The sequence below is a fragment of the Streptomyces sp. NPDC006385 genome, assembly GCF_040612485.1.
GTDB lineage: Bacteria > Actinomycetota > Actinomycetes > Streptomycetales > Streptomycetaceae > Streptomyces.
Window position 1 is genome coordinate 1 of record NZ_JBEXQG010000087.1, and the last position, 20,875, is coordinate 20,875.

Annotated in this window: 19 protein-coding genes and 1 pseudogene; 4 read left to right on the forward strand and 16 right to left on the reverse strand. The window is 71.5% G+C overall.

Going from position 1 to position 20,875, the window contains the following annotated elements; all coding sequences use genetic code 11:
* Positions 1–213 (forward strand): annotated as a pseudogene (locus ABZ078_RS38635) (Repetin); the annotation flags it as partial.
* Here ABZ078_RS38635 and ABZ078_RS38640 read toward each other — a convergent pair.
* Complete coding sequence (locus ABZ078_RS38640; protein WP_356583215.1) at positions 182–1,390, reverse strand: MFS transporter; 1,209 nt, start codon at positions 1,388–1,390, stop codon at positions 182–184. The pseudogene ABZ078_RS38635 and the gene ABZ078_RS38640 sit on opposite strands and share 32 nt — an antisense overlap.
* 263 nt (positions 1,391–1,653) lie before the next feature.
* Between ABZ078_RS38640 and ABZ078_RS38645 the strand changes: the two genes are divergently transcribed.
* Positions 1,654–2,130, forward strand: a complete 477-nt coding sequence (locus tag ABZ078_RS38645; protein WP_356583216.1) for a hypothetical protein — start codon at positions 1,654–1,656, stop codon at positions 2,128–2,130.
* 98 nt (positions 2,131–2,228) lie between these two features.
* Here ABZ078_RS38645 and ABZ078_RS38650 read toward each other — a convergent pair whose 3' ends face one another.
* The 7 genes from ABZ078_RS38650 to rpe form a co-directional block, all read right to left on the reverse strand.
* Positions 2,229–2,681 (reverse strand): Lrp/AsnC family transcriptional regulator, encoded by a 453-nt coding sequence (locus tag ABZ078_RS38650; protein WP_328429017.1) that lies wholly within the window; start codon positions 2,679–2,681, stop codon positions 2,229–2,231.
* Positions 2,682–2,691: 10 nt separating this feature from the next.
* Positions 2,692–4,182 carry an amino acid permease gene (locus ABZ078_RS38655; protein ID WP_356583217.1) on the reverse strand — a complete coding sequence of 497 codons (1,491 nt, stop codon included), beginning with the start codon at positions 4,180–4,182 and terminating at the stop codon, positions 2,692–2,694.
* A gap of 233 nt (positions 4,183–4,415) precedes the next feature.
* Complete coding sequence (locus tag ABZ078_RS38660) at positions 4,416–4,640, reverse strand: hypothetical protein (protein ID WP_356583218.1); 225 nt, start codon at positions 4,638–4,640, stop codon at positions 4,416–4,418.
* 132 nt (positions 4,641–4,772) lie between these two features.
* Positions 4,773–6,215: a GuaB1 family IMP dehydrogenase-related protein gene (locus tag ABZ078_RS38665; RefSeq protein ID WP_356583219.1), complete on the reverse strand. Its 1,443-nt coding sequence runs from the start codon at positions 6,213–6,215 to the stop codon at positions 4,773–4,775.
* Between the two features lie 131 nt (positions 6,216–6,346).
* The gene (locus ABZ078_RS38670) at positions 6,347–6,658 is read right to left on the reverse strand and encodes a barstar family protein (RefSeq protein WP_356583220.1); all 312 of its coding nucleotides are present in this window, start codon (positions 6,656–6,658) and stop codon (positions 6,347–6,349) included.
* A gap of 82 nt (positions 6,659–6,740) precedes the next feature.
* On the reverse strand, positions 6,741–7,784 hold the full coding sequence (locus ABZ078_RS38675) for a sugar-binding domain-containing protein (RefSeq protein WP_356583221.1): 1,044 nt from the start codon (positions 7,782–7,784) through the stop codon (positions 6,741–6,743).
* 78 nt (positions 7,785–7,862) lie between these two features.
* Positions 7,863–8,549 carry a ribulose-phosphate 3-epimerase gene (gene rpe / locus ABZ078_RS38680; protein WP_356583222.1) on the reverse strand — a complete coding sequence of 229 codons (687 nt, stop codon included), beginning with the start codon at positions 8,547–8,549 and terminating at the stop codon, positions 7,863–7,865.
* A gap of 134 nt (positions 8,550–8,683) precedes the next feature.
* On the opposite strand from rpe, the gene ABZ078_RS38685 reads away from it, so the two are divergent.
* Positions 8,684–10,864, forward strand: a complete 2,181-nt coding sequence (locus tag ABZ078_RS38685) for an MMPL family transporter (RefSeq protein WP_356583223.1) — start codon at positions 8,684–8,686, stop codon at positions 10,862–10,864.
* Between the two features lie 53 nt (positions 10,865–10,917).
* On the opposite strand, the gene ABZ078_RS38690 is transcribed toward ABZ078_RS38685, so the two are convergent.
* On the reverse strand, positions 10,918–12,336 hold the full coding sequence (locus ABZ078_RS38690) for a transcription antitermination factor NusB (RefSeq protein WP_356583224.1): 1,419 nt from the start codon (positions 12,334–12,336) through the stop codon (positions 10,918–10,920).
* Positions 12,337–12,412: 76 nt separating this feature from the next.
* Complete coding sequence (gene fmt, locus ABZ078_RS38695) at positions 12,413–13,345, reverse strand: methionyl-tRNA formyltransferase (protein ID WP_356583225.1); 933 nt, start codon at positions 13,343–13,345, stop codon at positions 12,413–12,415.
* 325 nt (positions 13,346–13,670) lie between these two features.
* Between fmt and ABZ078_RS38700 the strand changes: the two genes are divergently transcribed.
* The gene (locus ABZ078_RS38700) at positions 13,671–14,213 is read left to right on the forward strand and encodes a hypothetical protein (protein WP_356583226.1); all 543 of its coding nucleotides are present in this window, start codon (positions 13,671–13,673) and stop codon (positions 14,211–14,213) included.
* Positions 14,214–14,300: 87 nt separating this feature from the next.
* Here ABZ078_RS38700 and ABZ078_RS38705 read toward each other — a convergent pair whose 3' ends face one another.
* The 6 genes from ABZ078_RS38705 to ABZ078_RS38730 all read right to left on the reverse strand — a co-directional run bounded on the left by ABZ078_RS38705 (position 14,301) and on the right by ABZ078_RS38730 (position 20,672).
* Positions 14,301–16,460, reverse strand: coding sequence for a primosomal protein N' (locus ABZ078_RS38705; protein ID WP_356583227.1), 2,160 nt, complete (start codon positions 16,458–16,460; stop codon positions 14,301–14,303).
* A 167-nt stretch (positions 16,461–16,627) separates the two neighbouring features.
* Complete coding sequence (gene metK / locus ABZ078_RS38710) at positions 16,628–17,836, reverse strand: methionine adenosyltransferase (RefSeq protein WP_356583228.1); 1,209 nt, start codon at positions 17,834–17,836, stop codon at positions 16,628–16,630.
* Positions 17,837–18,074: 238 nt separating this feature from the next.
* A complete protein-coding gene (gene coaBC, locus ABZ078_RS38715; RefSeq protein ID WP_356583229.1) occupies positions 18,075–19,277 on the reverse strand; it encodes a bifunctional phosphopantothenoylcysteine decarboxylase/phosphopantothenate--cysteine ligase CoaBC in 1,203 nt (400 codons plus the stop codon).
* A gap of 107 nt (positions 19,278–19,384) precedes the next feature.
* A complete protein-coding gene (gene rpoZ / locus ABZ078_RS38720) occupies positions 19,385–19,657 on the reverse strand; it encodes a DNA-directed RNA polymerase subunit omega (RefSeq protein WP_003988945.1) in 273 nt (90 codons plus the stop codon).
* Positions 19,658–19,731: 74 nt separating this feature from the next.
* On the reverse strand, positions 19,732–20,289 hold the full coding sequence (gene gmk / locus ABZ078_RS38725) for a guanylate kinase (protein ID WP_356583230.1): 558 nt from the start codon (positions 20,287–20,289) through the stop codon (positions 19,732–19,734).
* A gap of 59 nt (positions 20,290–20,348) precedes the next feature.
* Positions 20,349–20,672: an integration host factor gene (locus tag ABZ078_RS38730; protein ID WP_003977346.1), complete on the reverse strand. Its 324-nt coding sequence runs from the start codon at positions 20,670–20,672 to the stop codon at positions 20,349–20,351.
* Positions 20,673–20,875: the final 203 nt, after the last annotated feature.

The following is a 20,875-nucleotide window of genomic DNA, read 5'->3' on the forward strand; positions in this document are numbered from 1 at the left end:
TGTGCGCCCACGCGGCCGGGCGCCAAGGGCAAGCGGGTCGGCGTCACCGTCCACGACCTCGGCCGAGGCGACCGGCTCGGCTACAGCTGGGCGGCGACGGGCAGCCCCGCCGAGACGAAGGGGCTGCCCAAGTGCGTGAGCTCCGCCCCCTTCGAGAAGGTCAAGAAGGGGACGGGCGACTTCACCGTCGTGCCGTGGAACCCCCAGCTCTAGGGCCTGTCGCTCGGGTCAGCAGCAGTGCCGTCACCAGGTACGGCACCGCGAACAGAGCGAAGACGGTGCCGTGCGCGGCGGCTCCACCGAGCAGCGCGTAGCCGCCGTACACGGCCACCGTCGACAGGTCGGTGCCCAGTCCCGCGACCGAGGTGAGCGTGGCCCGCTCGCCGTCCTGGATCCGGTGCTGAAGGCGGACGTCGGCGAGCACGGTGGCCAGCTGGAAGCCGCCGAAGGCGAGGGCCACCAGGCCGAGTCCGGCCGGTGTGCCCACGCCGGCGCCCACGGCCAGGGCGAGCGCGGCGCCGGCGAGCACCGCCGCGAGTCCGTTCGTGCCGAGGGACGCGGCTCGTCCCGCGAGCAGGCTGCCGGCGGTGGCTCCGGCCCAGATCAGCATGATCAGGTAGGGCACCAGCTCGTCCGGCACCCCGGTCTCCCGCACCAGCAGCGGCGTGTACTCGTCGAGCGCGCCCCACACCGCGCCGACGGCCGGCACGAGCAGCAGCGCGCCCCGCAGGGCCCGGTCGCCGCGGGCGGCGGCGAGCCCGGACCGCAGGGTCGTGGTCCAACGGTCGCCGGCGGTCGTCGGCGCCCGGTGCTCCGGGAACCGGGTCGCCGTCGCCGCGGTCAGCAGGGCCGCCAGCACGCTGGCCGCCCCGACCGCCGTGTAGCCGCCCGTCGCGAACACCGGACCGGCGATCCCCACCGCGAGGACCGTGGCCATCAGGCGTGCCGCGTGGGAGCGGCCCATGACCCGCGGGTACCGGTCGGCCGCGCCGATCCGGTCCAGCTCCTCGTACACCAGCGCCTCCAGGGCACCGGAGCCGAGCGCTCCGCCGGCCCCCCACAGGACGAAGCCGAGCGCGAAGGCCCAGTACGACGGCACCAGCACCCACAGCCCGAATCCGACGGCCGTGAGCAGCGGACCGGTCCACAGCAGCAGCCGGCGCGAGACGGCGTCGGCCCAGGCGCCGGAGGGGACCTCCAGCAGGACGCCGGTGAGCGACCACAGGGCGAACAGGGAGGAGATCTGCCAGAGCGACAGGCCGGTGTCGGCGAACAGCAGCGCGTACACCGGGTAGAGCAGGACGAAGTCGTCGAGGAACGCGTAGCCGTACAGCGTGGCCGTGATGCGGCGGACGCCGGTGGCGGGCACGCGTGCAGGTGAGAGTGTCATGAGGCCTTCCCGCAGGGACTGTTCGGACGCCGGGGGTACGGCGTCCGAGGCGGCCCTCGGGAGGCGGGGCGGGAATATCAATGTCGCCAGGTCATGGCATCGATGGTAGGCCGACCGGGCGCACGGGCGCAGGGAGAACGCCGCGACGGGTGCCGTTGCCGTGCGCGGGGAGGACGCGGCGGCCGGGCGCCTCCGCCGAGCGGCGAGCGACGTCGGCCCGCGGGAGGACGCCGGCGTGCGAGGCCGGGCGCGAGACTGCCGGCATGGACGCCACCGAGAAGCACGACCTGCCGTTCGTCGACGCCCACACGTCGCTCGTCGCCGCGGAACCGGACGCCGTCTGGCGTGCGGTCGCCGAGACGGTGCGCCGAGGCTTCGGGCACCGACGCGCCGAGGCCGTCGCACGCCTGCTCGGCTGCGCCGACCGCACAGTGTCGGGGCCCTGGCCGCCGGCGGAGGGTTCGACGATCCCGGGGTTCCGTACGGCGGCCGCGGTGCCGGGCCGGGAGCTGGCTCTCACCGGCAGCCACCGCTTCTCGACGTACGCCTTGATCTTCCGCCTGGAGGAGGCCGGTGAAGGGCGCACCCGGGTGCGCGCCGAGACGTGGGCCGCGTTTCCGGGCCCGGCCGGCCGCCTCTATCGGCTCGTCGTGATCGGAACGCGTGGCCATGCACTGGCCGTACGACGCATGCTGACGACGGTGCGCGCACGCGCCCTACAGGGGCGCGGGACTGGGTAAATGCGTGGCTCCGCCGCGTAAACGCGAGGCTCCGCGGCGTAAATGCGCGGCTCCGTCGCGTGGGCGCGGCCAGCCCCCACCGCCCCGCAGACGAAACCCTACGTAGGCGACCCGGAGGAAAACCTCCGCAGCAACGGCGACAGCACCAGCACCGACTTGGTCCGCTCCACGAACGGCTCCCCCGCGATCCGCTCCAGGACCCGTTCGAAGTGCCGCATGTCGGAGGCGAAGACCTGCACGACCGCGTCCGCGTCCCCGGTGACGGTGGACGCGGCCACGACCTCCTGGTAGCGCTCCAGACCCCGCCGGATGGTGTCCGGCGAGGTGTTGTGCCGGCAGTAGATCTCGACGAACCCCTCGGTCTCCCAGCCGAGCGCGGCCGGGTCCACCCGGACGGTGAATCCGGTGATGGCCCCGGTGGCGCGCAGCCGGTCCACGCGCCGTTTCACGGCGGGCGCGGACAGGCCGACGAGCTGCCCGATGTCCGCGTAGGAGCGGCGGGCGTCCTCGGCGAGGGCGTGCACGATGCGTTCGTCGAGATCGTTCAGCACTGCGGGTGGTTCACTTCACTTCTGATGCGACTGGTGCGCCCGCTGCGGCGAGACGCGAACGGCGATAGCCGTACACGAAGTAGAACACGAGACCCGCGGCCATCCAGCACCCGAAGACGACCCAGGTGACGGTGTCGAGGCTGAACATGTTGTACGCGCAGAACAGGAAGCCCAGGACCGGCAGCACCGGCCCGAGCGGCACCCTGAACGTGCGCTCGAGCTCCGGGCGCCGGTAGCGCAGGACGATCACCGCGATGTTGACCAGGGCGAAGGCGAACAGCGTGCCGATGCTGGTGGCGTCGACGAGCTTGCCCAGCGGGATGAGGGCGGCGAGCACGCCGCAGAAGAGGGACACGATCACCGTGTTGAGGCGGGGCGCGCCGGTCTTCGAATGGATCTTGCCGAGCGCCTTCGGGACCAGGCCGTCGCGGGACATCGCGAAGAGGACGCGGGTCTGGCCGTAGAGCACGGTGAGCACGACGCTCGCGATGGAGATGACCGCGCCGAGGGCGAGCAGGGTCCCCCAGAAGGACTGGCCGCTGACGTCGTTCATGATCGCGGCGAGGGAGGCGTCGGAGCCCTCGAACTTCGTCCAGTGCCAGGCGCCGACGGCGACACCCGCGACGAGCACGTACAGCGCGGTCACGATGATCAGCGAGAGCATGATCGCCCGCGGCAGGTCTCGCTTGGGGTCCTTGGCCTCCTCACCGGCGGTGGAGGCGGCGTCGAAGCCGATGTAGGAGAAGAAGAGGGTGGCACCCGCGGCGCTCACGCCCGCCATGCCGAGCGGCATGAAGTCGGCGTAGTTGCCGGACTTGAAGCCCATGAAGCCGACCGCGCAGAACAGCACGAGCGCGGCGATCTTGACGGCGACCATGATCGTGTTGGCCCGGGCGGACTCACGGACGCCACCGAGCAGGAACACCATCGCCAGCAGGACGACGATCAGCGCGGGCAGGTTGACGATCCCGCCCTCACCGGGCGCCGAGGACAGCACGGCCGGGATGGTGACGCCTATGGTCCCGTCGAGCAGCTCGTTGAGGTACTCGCCCCAGCCGACGGCGACGGCGGCCACCGACACGCCGTACTCCAGCACCAGACACCAGCCGCAGACCCAGGCGACGAGTTCGCCCATCGTTGCGTACGCATACGAGTACGAGGAGCCCGCGACCGGGATGCTGCCCGCCAGCTCGGCGTACGACAGGGCCGAGAACAGCGCCGTGAGACCGGCGATCACGAAGGCCAGGGTGACCGCGGGGCCGGCCTTCGGGACGGCGTCGCCGAGGACGACGAAGATGCCGGTGCCGAGGGTGGCACCGATGCTGATCATGGTGAGCTGCCACATGCCCAGGGAGCGCCGCAGCGACCCTCCCTCGCCCTGGCCACCCTCGGCGACCAGGTGTTCCACGGGCTTGCGACGCATCAGGCGCGCGCCGACGCCGAGGGACGCGGGGGCGGCGGGCTTGCTTGGGTTCTGCGGGGGTGCGCCTTGATCGAGCACGCGCTGGCTCCTTATCGCTGCCAATGAGGGCGGCGGGAACCGGCGGCACCCCTTCAGAGCAGGGACCCACCGAGCGGGGTCCCCGCCACGCCACGTACGAGGCGACAGCCTACGAGGAGCGGCGTTGCTGGTGAAATGCAGCAACCTTGCGCATACCCGCAAGATCATTGCGTTCCTGGGGGCTCGGTGGGTGTTCGTTGCGCGGCGGCTTTCGACCGTTGCGCAGACGACTGTCAGAGGGTCTTGAGGAGGAAGACGCAGGCATCGGCGGCGCCGGAGGTGCGGGCCGCGCATCCCGGCTGCGCGGAGATCAACGGCCTCTTCGTCTGGATCAGATACGTGCTGTGCCCCGCCGCCTGCCGGGCGAAGCGGGCGGCGTGGCTGCCGTCGACGCCGTGCGACGGCATGAAGCGGTCGAGCACCTCGATGTCCCCGGCCCGGCAGGCGGCGATCTCCATGCCTCGACGGTAGGCGGGCGCGCGCATGCGAAACGGCCCCCGTTTTCCCGGTGGACGGGTCGACGGGGGCCGTGAGCAAGGGCGTTGAGCCGCGCAAGGACGTCGAGGTCCGCGTCAGCCGCGTCAGCCGCGTCAGCTCCAGCTGGCGTGCAGCGGCTTGCCCTCCGCGTACCCGGCGGCGCTCTGGATGCCGACGACGGCCTTCTCGGCGAACTCCTCCAGGGAGCCGGCACCGGCATAGGTGCAGGACGACCGCACGCCCGCGATGATCGAGTCGATCAGGTCCTCCACGCCGGGGCGGGCCGGGTCGAGGAACATGCGGGAGGTGGAGATGCCCTCCTCGAACAGCGCCTTGCGGGCACGGTCGTAGGCCGACTCCTCCGACGTGCGGTTGCGCACCGCACGCGCGGACGCCATGCCGAAGGACTCCTTGTAGAGCCGCCCGTTCGCGTCCTGCTGGAGGTCGCCCGGCGACTCGTAGGTGCCGGCGAACCAGGATCCGATCATCACGTTGGACGCGCCGGCCGCGAGCGCCATGGCGACGTCACGCGGGTGCCGGACACCGCCGTCGGCCCACACGTGCTTGCCGTACTTCTTCGCCTCGGCCGCGCACTCCAGGACCGCCGAGAACTGCGGCCGGCCGACGCCGGTCATCATGCGGGTCGTGCACATCGCGCCCGGACCCACACCGACCTTGACGATGTCGGCGCCGGCCTCGATGAGGTCCCGCACACCCTCGGCGGCGACGATGTTGCCCGCGACGATCGGCACCCGCGGATCGAGCGCCCGCACGGTCCTGATCGCGGCGATCATCGACTCCTGGTGGCCGTGTGCCGTGTCGATGACCAGCGTGTCGACGCCCGCGTCCAGCAGTTGCTTGGCCTTCTCCGCGAAGTCGCCGTTGATGCCGACGGCGGCGGCGATGCGCAGCTTGCCGTTCGCGTCGGTCGCCGGGGTGTACAGCGTGGCGCGCAGGGCGCCCTTGCGGGTGAGGATGCCGGCGAGGCGGCCGTCGGAGTCGACGGCCGGGGCGTAGCGCCGGTTGTGGTGGTCGAGGGTGTTGAACGCCTCGCGCGGGTCGAGGTCCGCGTCGAGGAGCAGCAGGTCCCGGGACATGACCACTTCGAGCTGGGTGAAGCGGTCCACGCCGGAGAGGTCGGAGTCGGTGACCACACCGATCGGCTTGAAGTTCTCGTCGACGACCACACCGGCGTTGTGCGCGCGCTTGTGCAGCAGGGACAGCGCGTCGGCGACGGTCTGGTGGGGGGCCAGCACGATCGGGGTGTCGAGTACGAGGTGGCGGCTCTTCACCCAGGTGATCACGTCGGTGACGACGTCGATCGGGATGTCCTGGGGGATGACCACGAGGCCGCCGCGCCGGGCCACGGTCTCCGCCATACGGCGGCCGGCGATGGCGGTCATGTTGGCGACGACCAGCGGGATCGTGGTGCCCGTGCCGTCCGGGGAGCTGAGGTCCACGCCCTGCCGCGAGCCGACCGCGCTGCGGCTCGGGACCATGAAGACGTCGTCGTACGTCAGGTCGTACGCGGGCTGGATGTCATTGAGGAAACGCACGTGCTGCACATCCCAGTCGTTCAGAGGTGGCCCCCGGACAGGTCAGCCAGGGGGAAGAGCACGTACTTCATTGTCCCATGCTGACCGGAACGCGCTGTACGGTCGCTTCATACGAGCAGGTCAGACAGGCTCTAGGAGGATCCTCCGAGAGCAAGCATCACCGTGAGCGACGGTGCCCGGTTCACAGCCGCGGTGAACACCTCCTGGGCGATCTCCCACTCCTCCGGCCGTGTCTTCGCGTACGGCTGCCAGTTCCGTACGACGACGAGGAGCCCGTCCGCGGCCTCCGCGGGCCACACGGAGGGGTCGGACAGGCTGTCGGCGAGGGCGTCCCAGTTACGGCCGAACCAGTCGGGCAGCTCCAGGGTCTCGGCACAGCGGTCCATCAGGCCCGGCTTGTCCGTGACCCCGTCCAGGTCCAGTGTGATCACGAGTTCCGTCATATCGGTACCGCCCAGCTCCTAGTGATCGTCGGTGAACGGGACGAGGGGGCGCACCACCGGCACGCCCCCTCCTGACGTCCTGTCAGTTCCCGTCCGGGTCAGCCCGGTTGAGCGCCGGCCTCGGCGGCGTACCGGCCGTCAAGAGGTAGTCCGCGGCGGACGTGTCCGTCACCAGGCTGGTGACGAGGCCGGACCGCAGCACCGCGTCGATCGCGGGCCCCTTGCGCTGCCCGCCCGCGATCGCGACGACCTCCGGGATACGGCGGAGCTGGTCGGCCTTGACCGTGATGCACCGCTCCCCCAGGTCCCGCCCGACCCGGCGTCCCTCGGCGTCGAAGAGGTGCGCGGACATCTCGGCGGCGACGCCCAGCGAGGCGTAGTGGGCCCGCTCCTCGTCGCTGAGCATGTCGTGCACGGTCGAGATGCCCGGCTCCCAGGATCCGATGGAGACACAGGCGACCGTGACCTTGTCGAAGTACTCGAAGGCCCGGGCGATCCCCGTCTGGTGGCGCAGCGCCGCCGCGGTGGCCTCGTCGGGCAGCAGCATCGGCGCGTAGATGGGGTGCGCGTCGCCGCCCGAGACCTGGGCGGCCCGGCGGACCGCCTCGACCGAACCGCGCTCGGCGGTCCCGGCGTCGTACACGCCCGTCAGCTGCACCACCGTGCAGGGCGGCAGCCGGTCCAGGGCCGCGGCCATGTGGATGGTGGACCGGCCCCAGGCCAGGCCCAGCACATCACCTTCGTTCACCAGCTCGCCGAGCAGGTCGGCGGCCACTTCTCCCAGGTTCTCGGGGTCGGGCGTCTCCTCGGCCTCGGCCGGGGACTCGACCACGACGGCGTGCCTGAGACCGTAGCGGGCGCGCAGGGCGTCGGAGCGGTCCGCGTCCAGCTCGGCCGGCACGCGGATCTCGATGCGCACCAGATCCCGTTCGAGGGCGGTCTCCAGGACCCGGGCCACCTTGAAGCGGCTGACGCCGAACTCCTCCGCGATCTGGATCTTGGACTTGCCCTCGAGGTAGAAGCGGCGGGCCATGGCCGCCGCCTGCACCAGCTCAGCGGGTCCCATCCGCATGGCTGACCGGCCCGCCGACATACCCGACACGGCGATCTCCTCACTGCTGTTCACACTCTGGATTCGCCGTTCATCCTTGCAGATCCGGCGCTCTTGATCCGCCGGGATGGCGGCCGTTCACGTTCCCTTGGCTCAGTGGTCGCATGCCCAGGCGGCGGTCTTCGTGACCGCCTCCGCCTGAGCACGCAGCGCCCGGACCGCTTCGGCCGGGTCCTCGGCCCCGTACACCGCCGAACCGGCGACGAAGACATCGGCGCCCGCCTCGGCGCACTGCTCGATGGTGGAGGCGGAGACCCCGCCGTCCACCTGGAGCCACACCTGCAGGCCGTGCTTGCTGATCAACTCGCGGGTGCGGCGAATCTTCGGAAGCATGATGTCGAGAAACGCCTGACCACCGAAGCCCGGCTCGACCGTCATGATCAGCAGCATGTCGAGTTCGGGGAGCAGATCCTCGTACGGCTCGATGGGCGTCGCGGGCCGAAGCGCCATGGAGGCACGGGCGCCCTTGGCCCGGATCTCCCGGGCCAGCCGCACGGGTGCCGCGGCGGCCTCGACATGGAAGGTGACGGAGGAGGCCCCCGCTTCCACGTACTGGGGCGCCCACCGATCGGGGGCCTCGATCATCAGGTGGCAGTCCAGCGGGGTGTCCGTCGCGCGGGCCAGAGACTCCACGACCGGCACGCCGAGCGTGAGGTTCGGGACGAAATGGTTGTCCATGACGTCGACGTGGAGCCAGTCGGCTCCTTGCACCGCCTTCGCCTCGTCCGCGAGGCGAGCGAAGTCGGCGGACAGGATGCTGGGGTTGATCTGCACGGCCATGACCCAAGACTGCCATGCCGGAGCACGAATGTTCGCGCCGGTACGGACCTGAGACGTTCATCGGATGGTGTGTCCGGTTCGCGCGGGCCTCGCCGGGCGGCCCACCGGATCGTCGTGCGGCTGCGGGGGTGGCCATGACGGAGATCCAGGAGCACAGGCGCCGGGCGCGGCCGGGACAGCGGGGCGTCGCGCATCTGGTCTGCGGCCGACGCGCCAAGTGGGTGGTGCTCGTCCTGTGGCTGGCGGTGCTGTTCCTGGCGGCGCCCTTCGCCCAGAAGCTGACCGATGCCCAGGACAACGACGCGGCGTCCTGGCTGCCGGGCTCAGCCGAGTCCACCCAAGTCCTGGAACTCTCCGAGAACTTCAGGCCGGAGCAGATCCCGGCGATCGTCGTCTACGCCCGCGACGGCGGCCTGACGGCTCAGGAGCGGGCGGCGATCACCGAGGACGTGGCAGAGCTCAGGCGACTGACCGACCACGGCATCCGCGGCGCCGAGACCCGTGGCCCGGCCTTCGACCGGCAGACCGATCCGCGCGCGGCCCAGGTCCACGTCCCGATCACCATGGACGAGAAGGGTTGGGAGCGCATCGCGCCCGCCGTCGACTCCGTCCGGGAGATCGTCGGCGAGGGCGGCGGCGGACTCGCCGTGCACATCACGGGTCCGGGCGGCACGTCCGCGGACTTCGCCGAGGCGTTCGAGGGCATCGACTCCACCCTGCTGCTGTCGGCGATGGCGGTCGTCATCGTCATGCTGCTGATCACCTACCGAAGCCCGAGCCTGCTCCTGGTCCCCCTCCTCGCCGTGGTCGTCGCGCTGTTCACCGCGCAGGCCCTCATCTATCTCCTGGCGGAACACGCGGGCCTGACGGTCAACGGCCAGAGCGCCGGCATCCTCACGGTGCTGGTCTTCGGCGCGGGCACGGACTACGCGCTTCTGCTGGTCGCCCGCTACCGGGAGGAACTGCGCCGTCACGAGGACCGCCACGAGGCGATGGCCCTCGCCCTGCACCGCGCGGGCCCGGCGGTGATCGCCTCCGGCGCGACCGTCGTCCTGAGCATGCTGGTGCTGCTGGCGGCGGAGATGAACTCCACGAGGGGCCTGGGCCCGGTGGCGGCGATCGGCGTGGCGGTGGGCCTCCTGGCGTTGCTCACCCTGTTCCCCGCGCTCCTGGTCATCGTCGGCCGCTGGATCTTCTGGCCGGTGATCCCGCACCTGGGCGCCGAGAACCCCCACGAGCGAGGCGTCTGGGCGCGCATGGGCCGCCGTATCTCTCACCGCCCCCGCATGGTCTGGGCCGTCACGGCCATCGCGCTGGCGGTCTGCTCCCTCGGCCTGATCCAGCTGCGCGCCGAGGGGCTGAGCAACGCGGACGCGTTCACCGACAAGCCGGACTCGATCACCGGCCAGGAGGTCTCCGCACGCTACTTCCCGGCCGGCAGCGGCGACCCGCTGGTCATCGTCAGCGACCGGGCCCAGGCCGAACAGGTGGGCCGCGCGGTGGCCGGGACACCCGGCGTCGTGCCCGAGTCCCTGGGCCTGCCACCGGGCACGAAGCCCTCGTACGACGGCAAGGTGATCTTCGAGGCGACCATGAGCGTCCCTTCCGACAGCGAGGCCGCGAAACAGACCGTGGAGCGGGTACGCGACGCCGTCCGCGCCGTGCCGGACGCCGACGCTCAGGTGGGCGGCGGTGCGGCCGCCCTGCTGGACATGGACAGGGCGACCACGCACGACAACGTCCTGATCATCCCGCTGGTCCTGCTCGTCGTCCTGCTGATCCTCTGTGCTCTGCTCCGCGCGCTGGTCGCCCCGCTCCTGCTGATCGGCACGGTGATCCTGTCCTTCGCGGCGGCCCTGGGCATCAGCGCGCCGGCCTTCCGCCACCTCTTCGACTACGCGGGGGAGTCGACCGACTTCCCGCTGTTCGTCTTCGTCTTCCTGGTGGCCCTCGGCATCGACTACAACATCTTCCTCACGACCCGCATCCGGGAGGAGGCCACCCACCAGGGCACCCGCCCCGGCGTCATCACCGGCCTCGCCGCCACGGGCGCGGTCATCACCTCGGCCGGCCTGGTCCTCGCCGGCACCTTCGCCGCCCTCGGCACCCTCCCCATGGTCGCCTTCGCCGAAATCGGCTTCGCCGTCGCACTCGGCGTACTCCTGGACACCTTCATCGTGCGCTCGGTCCTGGTGACGGCCCTGTTCCTGGACGTGGGCCCGAAGGTGTGGTGGCCCCACAGGCTGGCCCGGGAGGACGGGGGCGGGGCGGCGGTGCCGGGGACGGAGGAGAGGGTCGGTCGACGGGGTGGGTGACGGTCACTGCCCAGCGCAGGTCCGCACCAGCTCCGACATCGGCTCAGCCCGCCTCAGCCCACCCGCCGCATCAACGCCAGGTACATGGCATCCGTTCCGTGCACATGCGGCCACAACTGCACATCGGGCCCCTCCCCGAGATCGGGCACCCCGGGCAGCAACGGCCGAGCATCCACCAGTTCGACGTCGCCCCCCTGCTTCACCACGTCATCGACAACCGCCCGTGTCTCGGCGAGATGTGGGGAACAGGTGGCGTACCCGACCACTCCGCCCACCCGCACGGACTCGAGCGCCGCCCGCAGCAACCCCCGCTGCAACGGCGCGAACCCGTCCAGATCCTCCGGGCGCCGTCGCCACCTCGCCTCCGGCCGCCGCCGCAGGGCCCCCAACCCGGTGCACGGAACATCCACCAACACCCGGTCGAAGCTCCCGGCCCGCCAGGCCGGCCGCGTCCCATCGGCGGCGATGACCTGATACGGCCCCGGGTTGCCCGCCAGCGCCTTGGCCACCAGCCCCGCCCGGTGCGGCTGCTTCTCGGAGGCGACCAGCACGGCCCCCCGCTCCGCGGCCAGCGCCCCGAGCAGGGCCGCCTTGCCTCCGGGCCCGGCACACCCGTCGAGCCACTTGAGGTCGGGTCCGTCGAGGGGAGCGTTGGCCAGGGCGAGGGCGACCAACTGGCTCCCCTCGTCCTGCACCCCCGCACGCCCTTCCCGTACGGCCGTGATGGCCCCCGGCTCCCCGCCCTCGGCCAACCGCACCGCATACGGCGACCAGCGCCCCGGCACCGCGGCGTCCTCGCCGAGCAGTTCCTCGGTCGTGGCCCGACCCGGCCGCGCGACCAGCGTCACCTCGGGGCGCTCGTTGTCGGCCTCCAGCAACCGCTCGATGCCGTCCCGCCCACCGCCGAGGGAGTCCCACAGCGCCGAGACGACCCACCGCGGATGCGAGTGCACGACGGCGAGATGGTCCTCGGGGTCGTCGTCGTAGGGCGGCGCGACCCGCTGGATCCATCCGTCGAGATCGTCCTGCGCGACCTTGCGCAGCACGGCGTTGACGAACTTGGCCCGTCCGTCACCGAGCACGACACGGGCGAGTTCCACGGACGCGGACACGGCGGCATGCGTGGGAATCCGCGTCCCGAGCAGCTGATGCACACCGAGGCTGAGCACATCGAGCACCGGCGGATCGACCTCACGCAGCGGCCGGTCCACACACGCGGCGATGACGGCGTCGTACGTCCCCTGCCGCCGCAGCGTCCCGTACACCAGCTCGGTCGCGAGCGCGGCGTCCCGCCCGTCGAAGTCGCCCTTCTCCCGCGCCTTGCGCAGCAGCGGCGGCAGCACGAGGTTGGCGTACGCGTCCCGCTCGTCCACGGCGCGCAGCGCCTCGAAGGCGAGCATGCGGACGGGGTCCTTCTTGGGCCGTCGGTAGGGCTTGCCGGGTTTACGGGGCCGACGGGAGGTGTCGCTCACGAAAAAGGTGCTCCGGATTGCTGGATGAGATGTACGCCCAGCCTACGCCGCACCACCCGTCCGGCCCACGGCCCGGTCACGCCCCGACGCTCTCCCCGTCCACGATCCGCACGCCCCGCGCCCAGTCGGCCGCCCGCATCGGCTTCTTGCCCTGCGCCTGCACCCACAGCAACTCGACGGCGTACGACCCCGTCCCGACGTACACGTTGTTCTTCCCGACGGAGAGCGCACCGGGGGCGAGGTCGTCCCGCCCGGCCACCTGCCGCATCTGGATGAGCTTCAGCCGCTCACCACGGAAGGTGGTCCAGGCACCCGGGGCGGGCGTGCACCCGCGCACGACCCGGTCGACGCGCAGTGCGGGCGCACTCCAGTCGATGTGGGCGTCCTCGACGCTGACCTTGGGCGCGAGGGTGACCCCCTCGGACGGCTGCGGTACGGCCTTGAGCGTGCCGTCCTCGATTCCGTCCATGGTCGCGGCGAGCAGCCCGGCGCCGGCGAAGGCGAGCCGGGTCAGCAGGTCGCCGCTGGTGTCGGTGGCCCGGATCTCCTCGGTGACGGTGCCGTAGACGGGCCCGGAGTCGAGCCCTTCCTCGATGAGGAAGGTGGAGGCCCCGGTGATCTCGTCGCCGGCCATGATGGCGTGCTGCACGGGTGCGGCGCCCCGCCAGGCGGGCAGCAGCGAGAAGTGCAGGTTGACCCAGCCGTGGGCCGGGATGTCGAGGGCGACGCGGGGCAGCAGGGCGCCGTACGCGACGACGGGACAGCAGTCCGGCGCGATCTCCTTGAGCCGTTCGAGGAACTCGGGGTCACGCGGCTTGGCCGGCTTCAGCACCTCGATCCCGGCCTCCTCGGCCCGCTCGGCCACCGGGCTCGCCACCAGCCTGCGCCCACGCCCCGCCGGCGCGTCGGGTCGCGTGACGACGGCGGCCACCTCGTGCCGCCCGGAGGCGAGCAGAGCGTCCAGAGCGGGAACGGCGACCTCGGGGGTACCGGCGAAGACGAGCTTCATGGGTGGGCACGGGCCTCTCGGGCGGGGTTGGTTGGGGCAACGCACAAGTCTATGTGTGCATGGCACCGGGCCTCATGTCGGCAACGCCCGCGACGATGACAAGCAACCTCGACAGGAGAGTCCAGAGGGGAGTCCAGAGGGGAGTCCACTCTCCTGGCCAACTGGCGCACTCCCCCACACAGGGGCGTAGGCATATGCCCACACGCCCCCAAAGCGTGACCCGTGGAGCGATCCTGCGTTGGTCAAGAAAGAGTTGACCACAACGGGCCGCATACGCCGTCTCCGCGGCCCACTCCTTTTAAACGCCGGTTCGAGAGGCTTGTTCATGGCCGACCACGCAACCCACGACGCCCAGGCTCGGGCCAGCCTGCACTTGCTGGTGCGGGACATCGAGCGGGTCCGCCGGCAGGTGGACGCACTGCGCACGCTCACCGCCCAACTGGGCAACGTCTACCGCCCGCGCCGCTCCGGTCCCTCCACGGGCTTCGTCGTCTACGGACGCGCTCCCGCCCCGACGGTCCGTCTCGCCCAGGAGCTGCGGGACAGTGTCGAGACCCTGGTCACGGCAGCCGTGGACTTCGACCGCTCACTCGGCTTCTCCTGGGACGCGGTGGGTTCCGCCCTCGGCGTCACCAAGCAGGCGGTGCACCGCCGCTACGGCGCGCGCCGCGCCGCCGCCCAGGCCGCGCCCGAACCGGAGCGCGCGACCGAGTCCTCGGGAGCCCGCGCGGTCAACGTCGCCACCGCCCTCCCCACGGTGCCGACGGTCCCCGCGGCCCGCTCCATGCCGACGCAGCCGACGGCAGGCAGCCCCGGCCTCCGCGACGAGGCCAGGCCCACGGCCTTCCCCGGCCCGCGCAACGGCTGACCCCCTTCACTCTGCCCTCCCGGAGCGCACCCGGGAGGGCAGACCCATGCCGGGCCACAGAAGGACTTCGAGCGCAGCCGAACCAGGTCACCCGATATCCGGCGGATCGATCCGGACCCGCACCCGCACCACTGCCTCCCCACCCCCACGCGCCATCCTCGCCGCCTGCGCGGCCTTCAACGCGGACGCCAACGCGGCCCCGCTCCCCGGCGGAACGCGGATCAACGCCCGGTCCCAGTGCTCCCCGGGCGGCGGCGCCCCCACACGCCGCGGCCCTCCCACGGCCGTGACGGGTACCGGCACGGGACCCAACACCTCGGCGTCCGGCGGCAGTTCGACCGTACGAAGGAATTCGGCCACCGCCTCCCCGGGTCCGGCGACGGACGCCATCCGGGACACCGGCGGAAATCCCAACTCGGCCCGCTCGGCGAGCTCCCGCACCGCGTGCCCGACGGGATCCCACCGCACCAGCGCCTGCACGGGCCGCAGGGTGGGCTCGGCGACGACGACCACCGTCCCCCCGGCACTCTGCGGCCGTACCAACGCGGCGGCGCCGATCCACCGGCGCAACGCGTCCTCCCCGGCCCGCAGATCGGGCCGCCCGAGCATGGCCCAGCCGTCCAGCAGCAGAGCCGCCGCATAGCCGCCCTCGGCGACGGGCTCGGCACCCGGCGTACTCACGACCAGCGAGGGCGTGCCCGGCACCGTGTCCAGCACGTGCTCGCGCCCGGAGGTCCGCACCGGAACGGCGGGAAAGGCCCGCCCCAACTCCTCCGCGGTCCGCCGCGCCCCCACCACCTGGGCGCGCAGCCGGAAGCCACCGCACTCCGGACAGTGCCAGGCGCCCTCCTCACGCCCGCACCAGCCGCACCGCAGGTCGCCGCCTGAGCCCTGCGCCTCCAGTGGCCCGGCGCAGTGCCGGCACCGAGCGGGCGCCCGGCAGGTGGCACAGGCCATCCGCGGTACGTACCCGCGCCGCGGCACCTGCACGAGAACCGGCCCCTGCCGCAGCCCCTCCCGCACCGCCTGCCAGGCCAGTGTCGGCAGCCGGGCGGCCCGTGCCGCCTCGTCCCGGGCGAGGTCCTGGTCCCCCACGGTCCGTATGAGCGCAGCCGCTGCCCGCACCTGCTCCCGCCCGGCGACCAAGGGCCGGGCCCAGCCGCTCTCCACGAGCTGCGCGGCCTCGACGGTGCAGCTCCAACTCCCGAGCAGAAAGCCGCACTTGTCCTGCGCGGCCCGGAGCAGCAGCACCTCCCGCGCATGCGGCTGAGGCGCGTGCAGCTCACTGTGGCTGTCGTCACCGTCGTCCCAAAGGGCGACCAGCCCGAGATCCCGCACCGGCGCGAACATGGCGGCCCGAGTCCCCACGACAGCCCGCACGGACCCCCGCCGCACCGCGAGCCACTCCCGATACCGCTTCTCCGGCCCGGCATCGGCGGTCAGCACCGCATGCCGCCCCTCTCCCATCAGCGCGGTCAGGGCGGCGTCGACCCGCGCGACAGCCCGCCCGTCCGGCACGACGACGAGCGCGCCACGCCCGGAGGCCAGCGTCGCGACGACAGCGCGGGCGAGCTCCTCACTCCACTCCGGCCCGGGCAGCGCATTCCACACGGCCCGCGGCGCACGCCCGGAGGCCAGCGCCTCCAGAAAGGCGGCCCCCCGCTCGTACCGCCCCCAGGACCCGGCTTCCGGCACCCCGGGCGGCGGCAGCGCCTCCGGCGAAGGCCGCTTCTCGGCGCGTGCGCTGCGCGGCGGCACCGCCAACTGCAGCACATCGGCGAGCCCTCCGGCATACCGGTCGGCGACGGCCCGCGCGAGCCCGAGCAACTCCTCACTCAGCACCCGCTCGGGCGAGACGACCTGCGCGAGCGCCGCCAGGGGCCCGGAGTAGTCGGACTCGGCGACCCGCTCGACAAGGAACCCGTCGATGAGCCCCCCACCCTCACGCCGCCCGTCCCGCACCCGGCCCCGCCCGGCTCCGAACCGCACCCGCACCCTCACGCCGGGCTGCGCGTCGGCGTCCAGCTCCTCCGGCACGGCATAGTCGAAGTACCGGTCGAGATGCAGCACACCCTTGTCGACCAGCACCCGCGCGACAGGCAACTCCGCCGCCAGCGCGGCCCCCCGCCACGTCCTGGGCTTCGCCCGCGGCGCCTTGGCCTTCCGCACACTCTCCCGGATGAGCGCGAGCTGCTCGGCCGACGCCCCCTCGCCGCCGCCCCTGCCGGTCTCGTTCTCGCTGCTCACGCTTGCATTCTTACCAAACCCCACTGACAACGGACGGCGCCCCGATTCCTTGCCGGAGGCCGTGGAGGCGGCCAGGTCCGGCTCGCGCGACCGAAGGCGACGAGGCCCTGGTGCCCCGACAGGGGAACCAGGGCCTCGCAGAACTCCTGAGGGCCAGGCCTACGGCTCTACAGCCCCGCCGCCTTGCGCAGTGCCTCCACCCGGTCCGTGCGCTCCCAGGTGAACTCCGGCAGCTCGCGGCCGAAGTGGCCGTAGGCCGCCGTCTGGGCGTAGATCGGGCGGAGCAGGTCCAGGGCGCGGATGATCGCGGCCGGGCGCAGGTCGAAGACCTCGTCGATGGCCTTCTCGATCTTCTCGGTGTCGACCTTGGCCGTGCCGAAGGTCTCGACGAACAGGCCGACCGGCTCGGCCTTGCCGATCGCGTACGCCACCTGCACCTCGCAGCGGGAGGCGAGGCCCGCCGCGACGACGTTCTTGGCGACCCAGCGCATCGCGTACGCGGCCGAACGGTCCACCTTGGACGGGTCCTTGCCGGAGAAGGCGCCGCCGCCGTGGCGCGCCATGCCGCCGTAGGTGTCGATGATGATCTTGCGACCGGTCAGGCCGGCGTCGCCCATCGGGCCGCCGATCTCGAAGCGGCCGGTGGGGTTGACGAGCAGGCGGTAGTTCTCGGTGTCCAGCTTGATGCCGTCGTCGAGGAGCGCCTTCAGCTCCGGCTCGACCACGAACTCCCGGATGTCGGGGGCGAGGAGGGAGTCGAGGTCGATGTCGCTGGCGTGCTGCGAGGAGACCACGACCGTGTCCAGGCGGACCGCCTTGTCGCCGTCGTACTCGATGGTGACCTGCGTCTTGCCGTCCGGGCGCAGGTAGGGGATCGTGCCGTTCTTGCGGACCTCGGACAGGCGCTTGGACAGACGGTGCGCCAGGAAGATCGGCAGCGGCATCAGCGTGGGCGTCTCGTCCGTCGCGTAGCCGAACATCAGTCCCTGGTCACCGGCGCCCTGGCGGTCCAGCTCGTCGTCGTCGCCCTCGACCCGGGACTCGTACGCCGTGTCCACGCCCTGCGCGATGTCCGGCGACTGGGCGCCGATCGAGACCGAGACACCGCAGGAGGCGCCGTCGAAGCCCTTCTTCGAGGAGTCGTAGCCGATCTCCAGGATCTTGCTGCGGACCAGCGTCGCGATGTCCGCGTACGTCTTGGTCGTGACCTCACCGGCCACGTGCACCAGACCGGTCGTGATCAGGGTCTCGACGGCGACCCGGGAGGTCGGGTCCTCGCGCAGAAGCGCGTCGAGAATGGTGTCGCTGATCTGGTCAGCGATCTTGTCGGGGTGACCTTCGGTCACGGACTCCGAGGTGAACAGACGACGGGACACAACGCTCCCTGTGGTTGCAGCGGCTGCTGGCTGATCATTGGCGGACGGGACGGGGGCTGCGCCCGGCGTCGTCCGTGGACAGTTTATCTGTCGAGCTCGGCCGCGGACCCCCTGTCTCGCCTCTCGGGAGCGCTGTGACATGCGGCACGCGCATTCTGCCCAATGTCACACATCCTTGGCCAGGGCCGCCACACCCGAATCGAGCGAGACTCAAGGGAACCCGCAGCGGATCAAACCTTTATCCGAACCGCCGTGTCACCAGGTCCCATACGGTTTCGGCCAAGGCCTCCTTCGGCCCGTGCGGCACGAGTGTCTCGCTGCCGTCGGCGCCCAGAACGACCGCCTCGTTCTCCTCCGAGCCGAACGTCTTGCGCTCGCCCACCTCGTTCACCACAAGGAGATCGCACCCCTTGCGTGCCAGTTTCCTTCGGCCGTTGGCCAGGACGTCGTCCGTCTCGGCGGCGAAGCCGACGATCACCTGGCCGGGGCGGGCGCGCTCGGTCGAGATCTCCGCGAGGATGTCCGGATTCCGTACCAGGACGATGGGCTCCGGGTCCTGGCCGTCCTTCTTCTTGATCTTCCCGGCGGCGTACGTGGCCGGGCGGAAGTCGGCGACCGCCGCCGCCATCACCACCGCGTCGGCGTCCGCGGCCGCTTTCAGGACCGCCTCCCGTAGCTGCACGGCCGTGCCGACCTGGACGACGTCCACGCCCGCCGGGTCGGGGAACTCCGTGTTGGCGGCGATCAGTGTGACGCGGGCGCCCCGGGCGGCGGCCGTACGGGCGAGGGCGTAGCCCTGCTTGCCGGAGGAGCGGTTGCCGAGGAAGCGGACCGGGTCGAGCGGCTCGCGCGTGCCCCCGGCACTCACGACGACGTGCCGGCCCTTGAGGTCCGGCTCGGTGACGCCCCGGGCCAGCACCCGGCGGCAGACCTCGAAGATCTCGGCCGGCTCGGGCAGCCGGCCCTTGCCGGTGTCGACGCCGGTGAGACGGCCGACGGCGGGCTCGATGACGACCGCACCGCGCCGGCGCAGCGTCGCCACGTTCTCCTGGGTGGCCGGGTGCTCCCACATCTCGGTGTGCATGGCGGGGGCGAAGACGACCGGACAGCGGGCGGTGAGGAGGGTGTTGGTCAGCAGGTCGTCGGCGAGGCCGTGCGCGGCCTTGGCGAGGGTGTCGGCCGTGGCGGGGGCGACGATCACCAGGTCGGCGTGCTGGCCGATGCGGACGTGCGGGACCTCGTGGACGTCGTCCCATACCTCCGTGGAGACCGGGTGGCCGGAGAGGGCGGACCAGGTGGCGGCGCCGACGAAGTGCAGCGCGGAGGCGGTGGGCACGACGCGCACGTCATGGCCGGACTCCGTGAGTCTGCGCAGCAGCTCACAGGCCTTGTACGCGGCGATGCCGCCGCTGACCCCCAGAACGACCTTCGGCTTGTCCACCGTCTCTCCCCGGACCTAGGAAACGTACAACCCCCATGACACACCACAGGCCCGGCAGTCGCGCTGCCGGGCCTGTGGAAAAGTCAGCTGCAAGCTGCAAATCGTACTTACTGCGCCGGACCCTCGACGGCCTCGGACGTCAGCAGACCCGCGTTGATCTCCCGCAGGGCGATCGAGAGCGGCTTCTCGTGGACGTGGGTGTCGACGAGCGGACCGACGTACTCGAGGAGGCCCTCGCCGAGCTGCGAGTAGTACGCGTTGATCTGGCGGGCCCGCTTGGCCGCGTAGATCACGAGGCTGTACTTCGAGTCGGTGGCCTCGAGGAGCTCGTCGATCGGCGGGTTGATGATGCCCTCGGGCGCGGAGATGGAAGAGGACACGCTCTACCTTCCGATGGGTGGGAAAGATTCAGTGTGCATGACCGCGAATGATCAAGCTTGACCGATCAGCACGATCACACAACGTCCACCAAGGCTAGCAGCTCGCGCGCCACGTCCTCGACGGAGGTGTTGATCAAGGTCACATCGAACTCCGGCTCCGCCGCGAGCTCGACCTTCGCCGCGTCCAGGCGGCGCTCGATCACCTCGGGCGGCTCGGTGCCGCGTCCGGTGAGTCTGCGCACGAGCTCCTCCCAGGAGGGAGGAGCCAGGAACACCAGCTGGGCCTCGGCCATGGACTCGCGGACCTGCCGGGCACCCTGGAGGTCGATCTCCAGGAGGACGGGTTCACCGGACTCCAGCCGCTCCAGCACGGCCGCACGCGGCGTGCCGTAACGGTTGCCGGCGAACTCGGCCCACTCCAGCAGCTCGCCGTTGGCGATCAGCTTGTCCATCTCGTCGTCGGTGACGAAGAAGTAGTGGACTCCGTGCTGCTCGCCGGGGCGGGGCTTTCGGGTCGTCGCCGACACCGAGAGCCAGACCTCGGGGTGTTCCTTGCGCATATGGGCGACGACCGTGCTCTTGCCGACCCCCGAGGGGCCGGAGAGCACGGTCAGCCGCGGACGTTCACTCATGCAGCGATTATTCCAGCAATCCCGGAGTGCCCGGGACTCCCGGTCGGGAAGCCCCGGACTCAGGAGCCGGTGCTGCCGAACTCACGCTCCAGGGAAGCGATCTGGTTCGAGCCGAGGCCACGCACGCGGCGGCTCTCGGAGATGCCGAGTCGCTCCATGATCTGCTTGGCGCGGACCTTGCCCACGCCCGGCAGGGACTCGAGCAGGGCGGAGACCTTCATCTTGCCGATGACGTCGTTCTCCTGGCCCTGCTTGATGACCTCATGCAGGGAGGCGCCGGAGTGCTTGAGTCGATTCTTGACCTCGGCCCGCTCCCGGCGAGCCGCGGCGGCCTTTTCGAGCGCGGCTGCGCGCTGTTCAGGGGTAAGGGGCGGAAGAGCCACGCCTACGTCACCTCGGATGTCGAACTGTCGGATACGGACCGGTGAGGAACCTAGTCGCCCCACACCTGGGGAGCCACGAGCAACACGCTTGCCCGTTCACTCTCGTCGGAGACTAGCGGCCAAGTCCGCCAGAGTCAGCGAGAACAGCGGAAAAGTCCTGGTCAGCCTCCATCAGGCCGGACATTTAGGACATAATGCCCTGG

Excerpts from the sequence above, each read along its gene's own strand:
- ABZ078_RS38640 (WP_356583215.1), bottom strand. The coding sequence starts at position 1,390 with ATGACACTCTCACCTGCACGCGTGCCCGCCACCGGCGTCCGCCGCATC.
- ABZ078_RS38645 (WP_356583216.1), top strand. The coding sequence starts at position 1,654 with ATGGACGCCACCGAGAAGCACGACCTGCCGTTCGTCGACGCCCACACG.
- ABZ078_RS38660 (WP_356583218.1), bottom strand. The coding sequence starts at position 4,640 with ATGGAGATCGCCGCCTGCCGGGCCGGGGACATCGAGGTGCTCGACCGC.
- ABZ078_RS38670 (WP_356583220.1), bottom strand. The coding sequence starts at position 6,658 with ATGACGGAACTCGTGATCACACTGGACCTGGACGGGGTCACGGACAAG.
- rpe (WP_356583222.1), bottom strand. The coding sequence starts at position 8,549 with ATGGCCGTGCAGATCAACCCCAGCATCCTGTCCGCCGACTTCGCTCGC.
- ABZ078_RS38685 (WP_356583223.1), top strand. The coding sequence starts at position 8,684 with ATGACGGAGATCCAGGAGCACAGGCGCCGGGCGCGGCCGGGACAGCGG.
- fmt (WP_356583225.1), bottom strand. The coding sequence starts at position 13,345 with ATGAAGCTCGTCTTCGCCGGTACCCCCGAGGTCGCCGTTCCCGCTCTG.
- ABZ078_RS38700 (WP_356583226.1), top strand. The coding sequence starts at position 13,671 with ATGGCCGACCACGCAACCCACGACGCCCAGGCTCGGGCCAGCCTGCAC.
- gmk (WP_356583230.1), bottom strand. The coding sequence starts at position 20,289 with ATGAGTGAACGTCCGCGGCTGACCGTGCTCTCCGGCCCCTCGGGGGTC.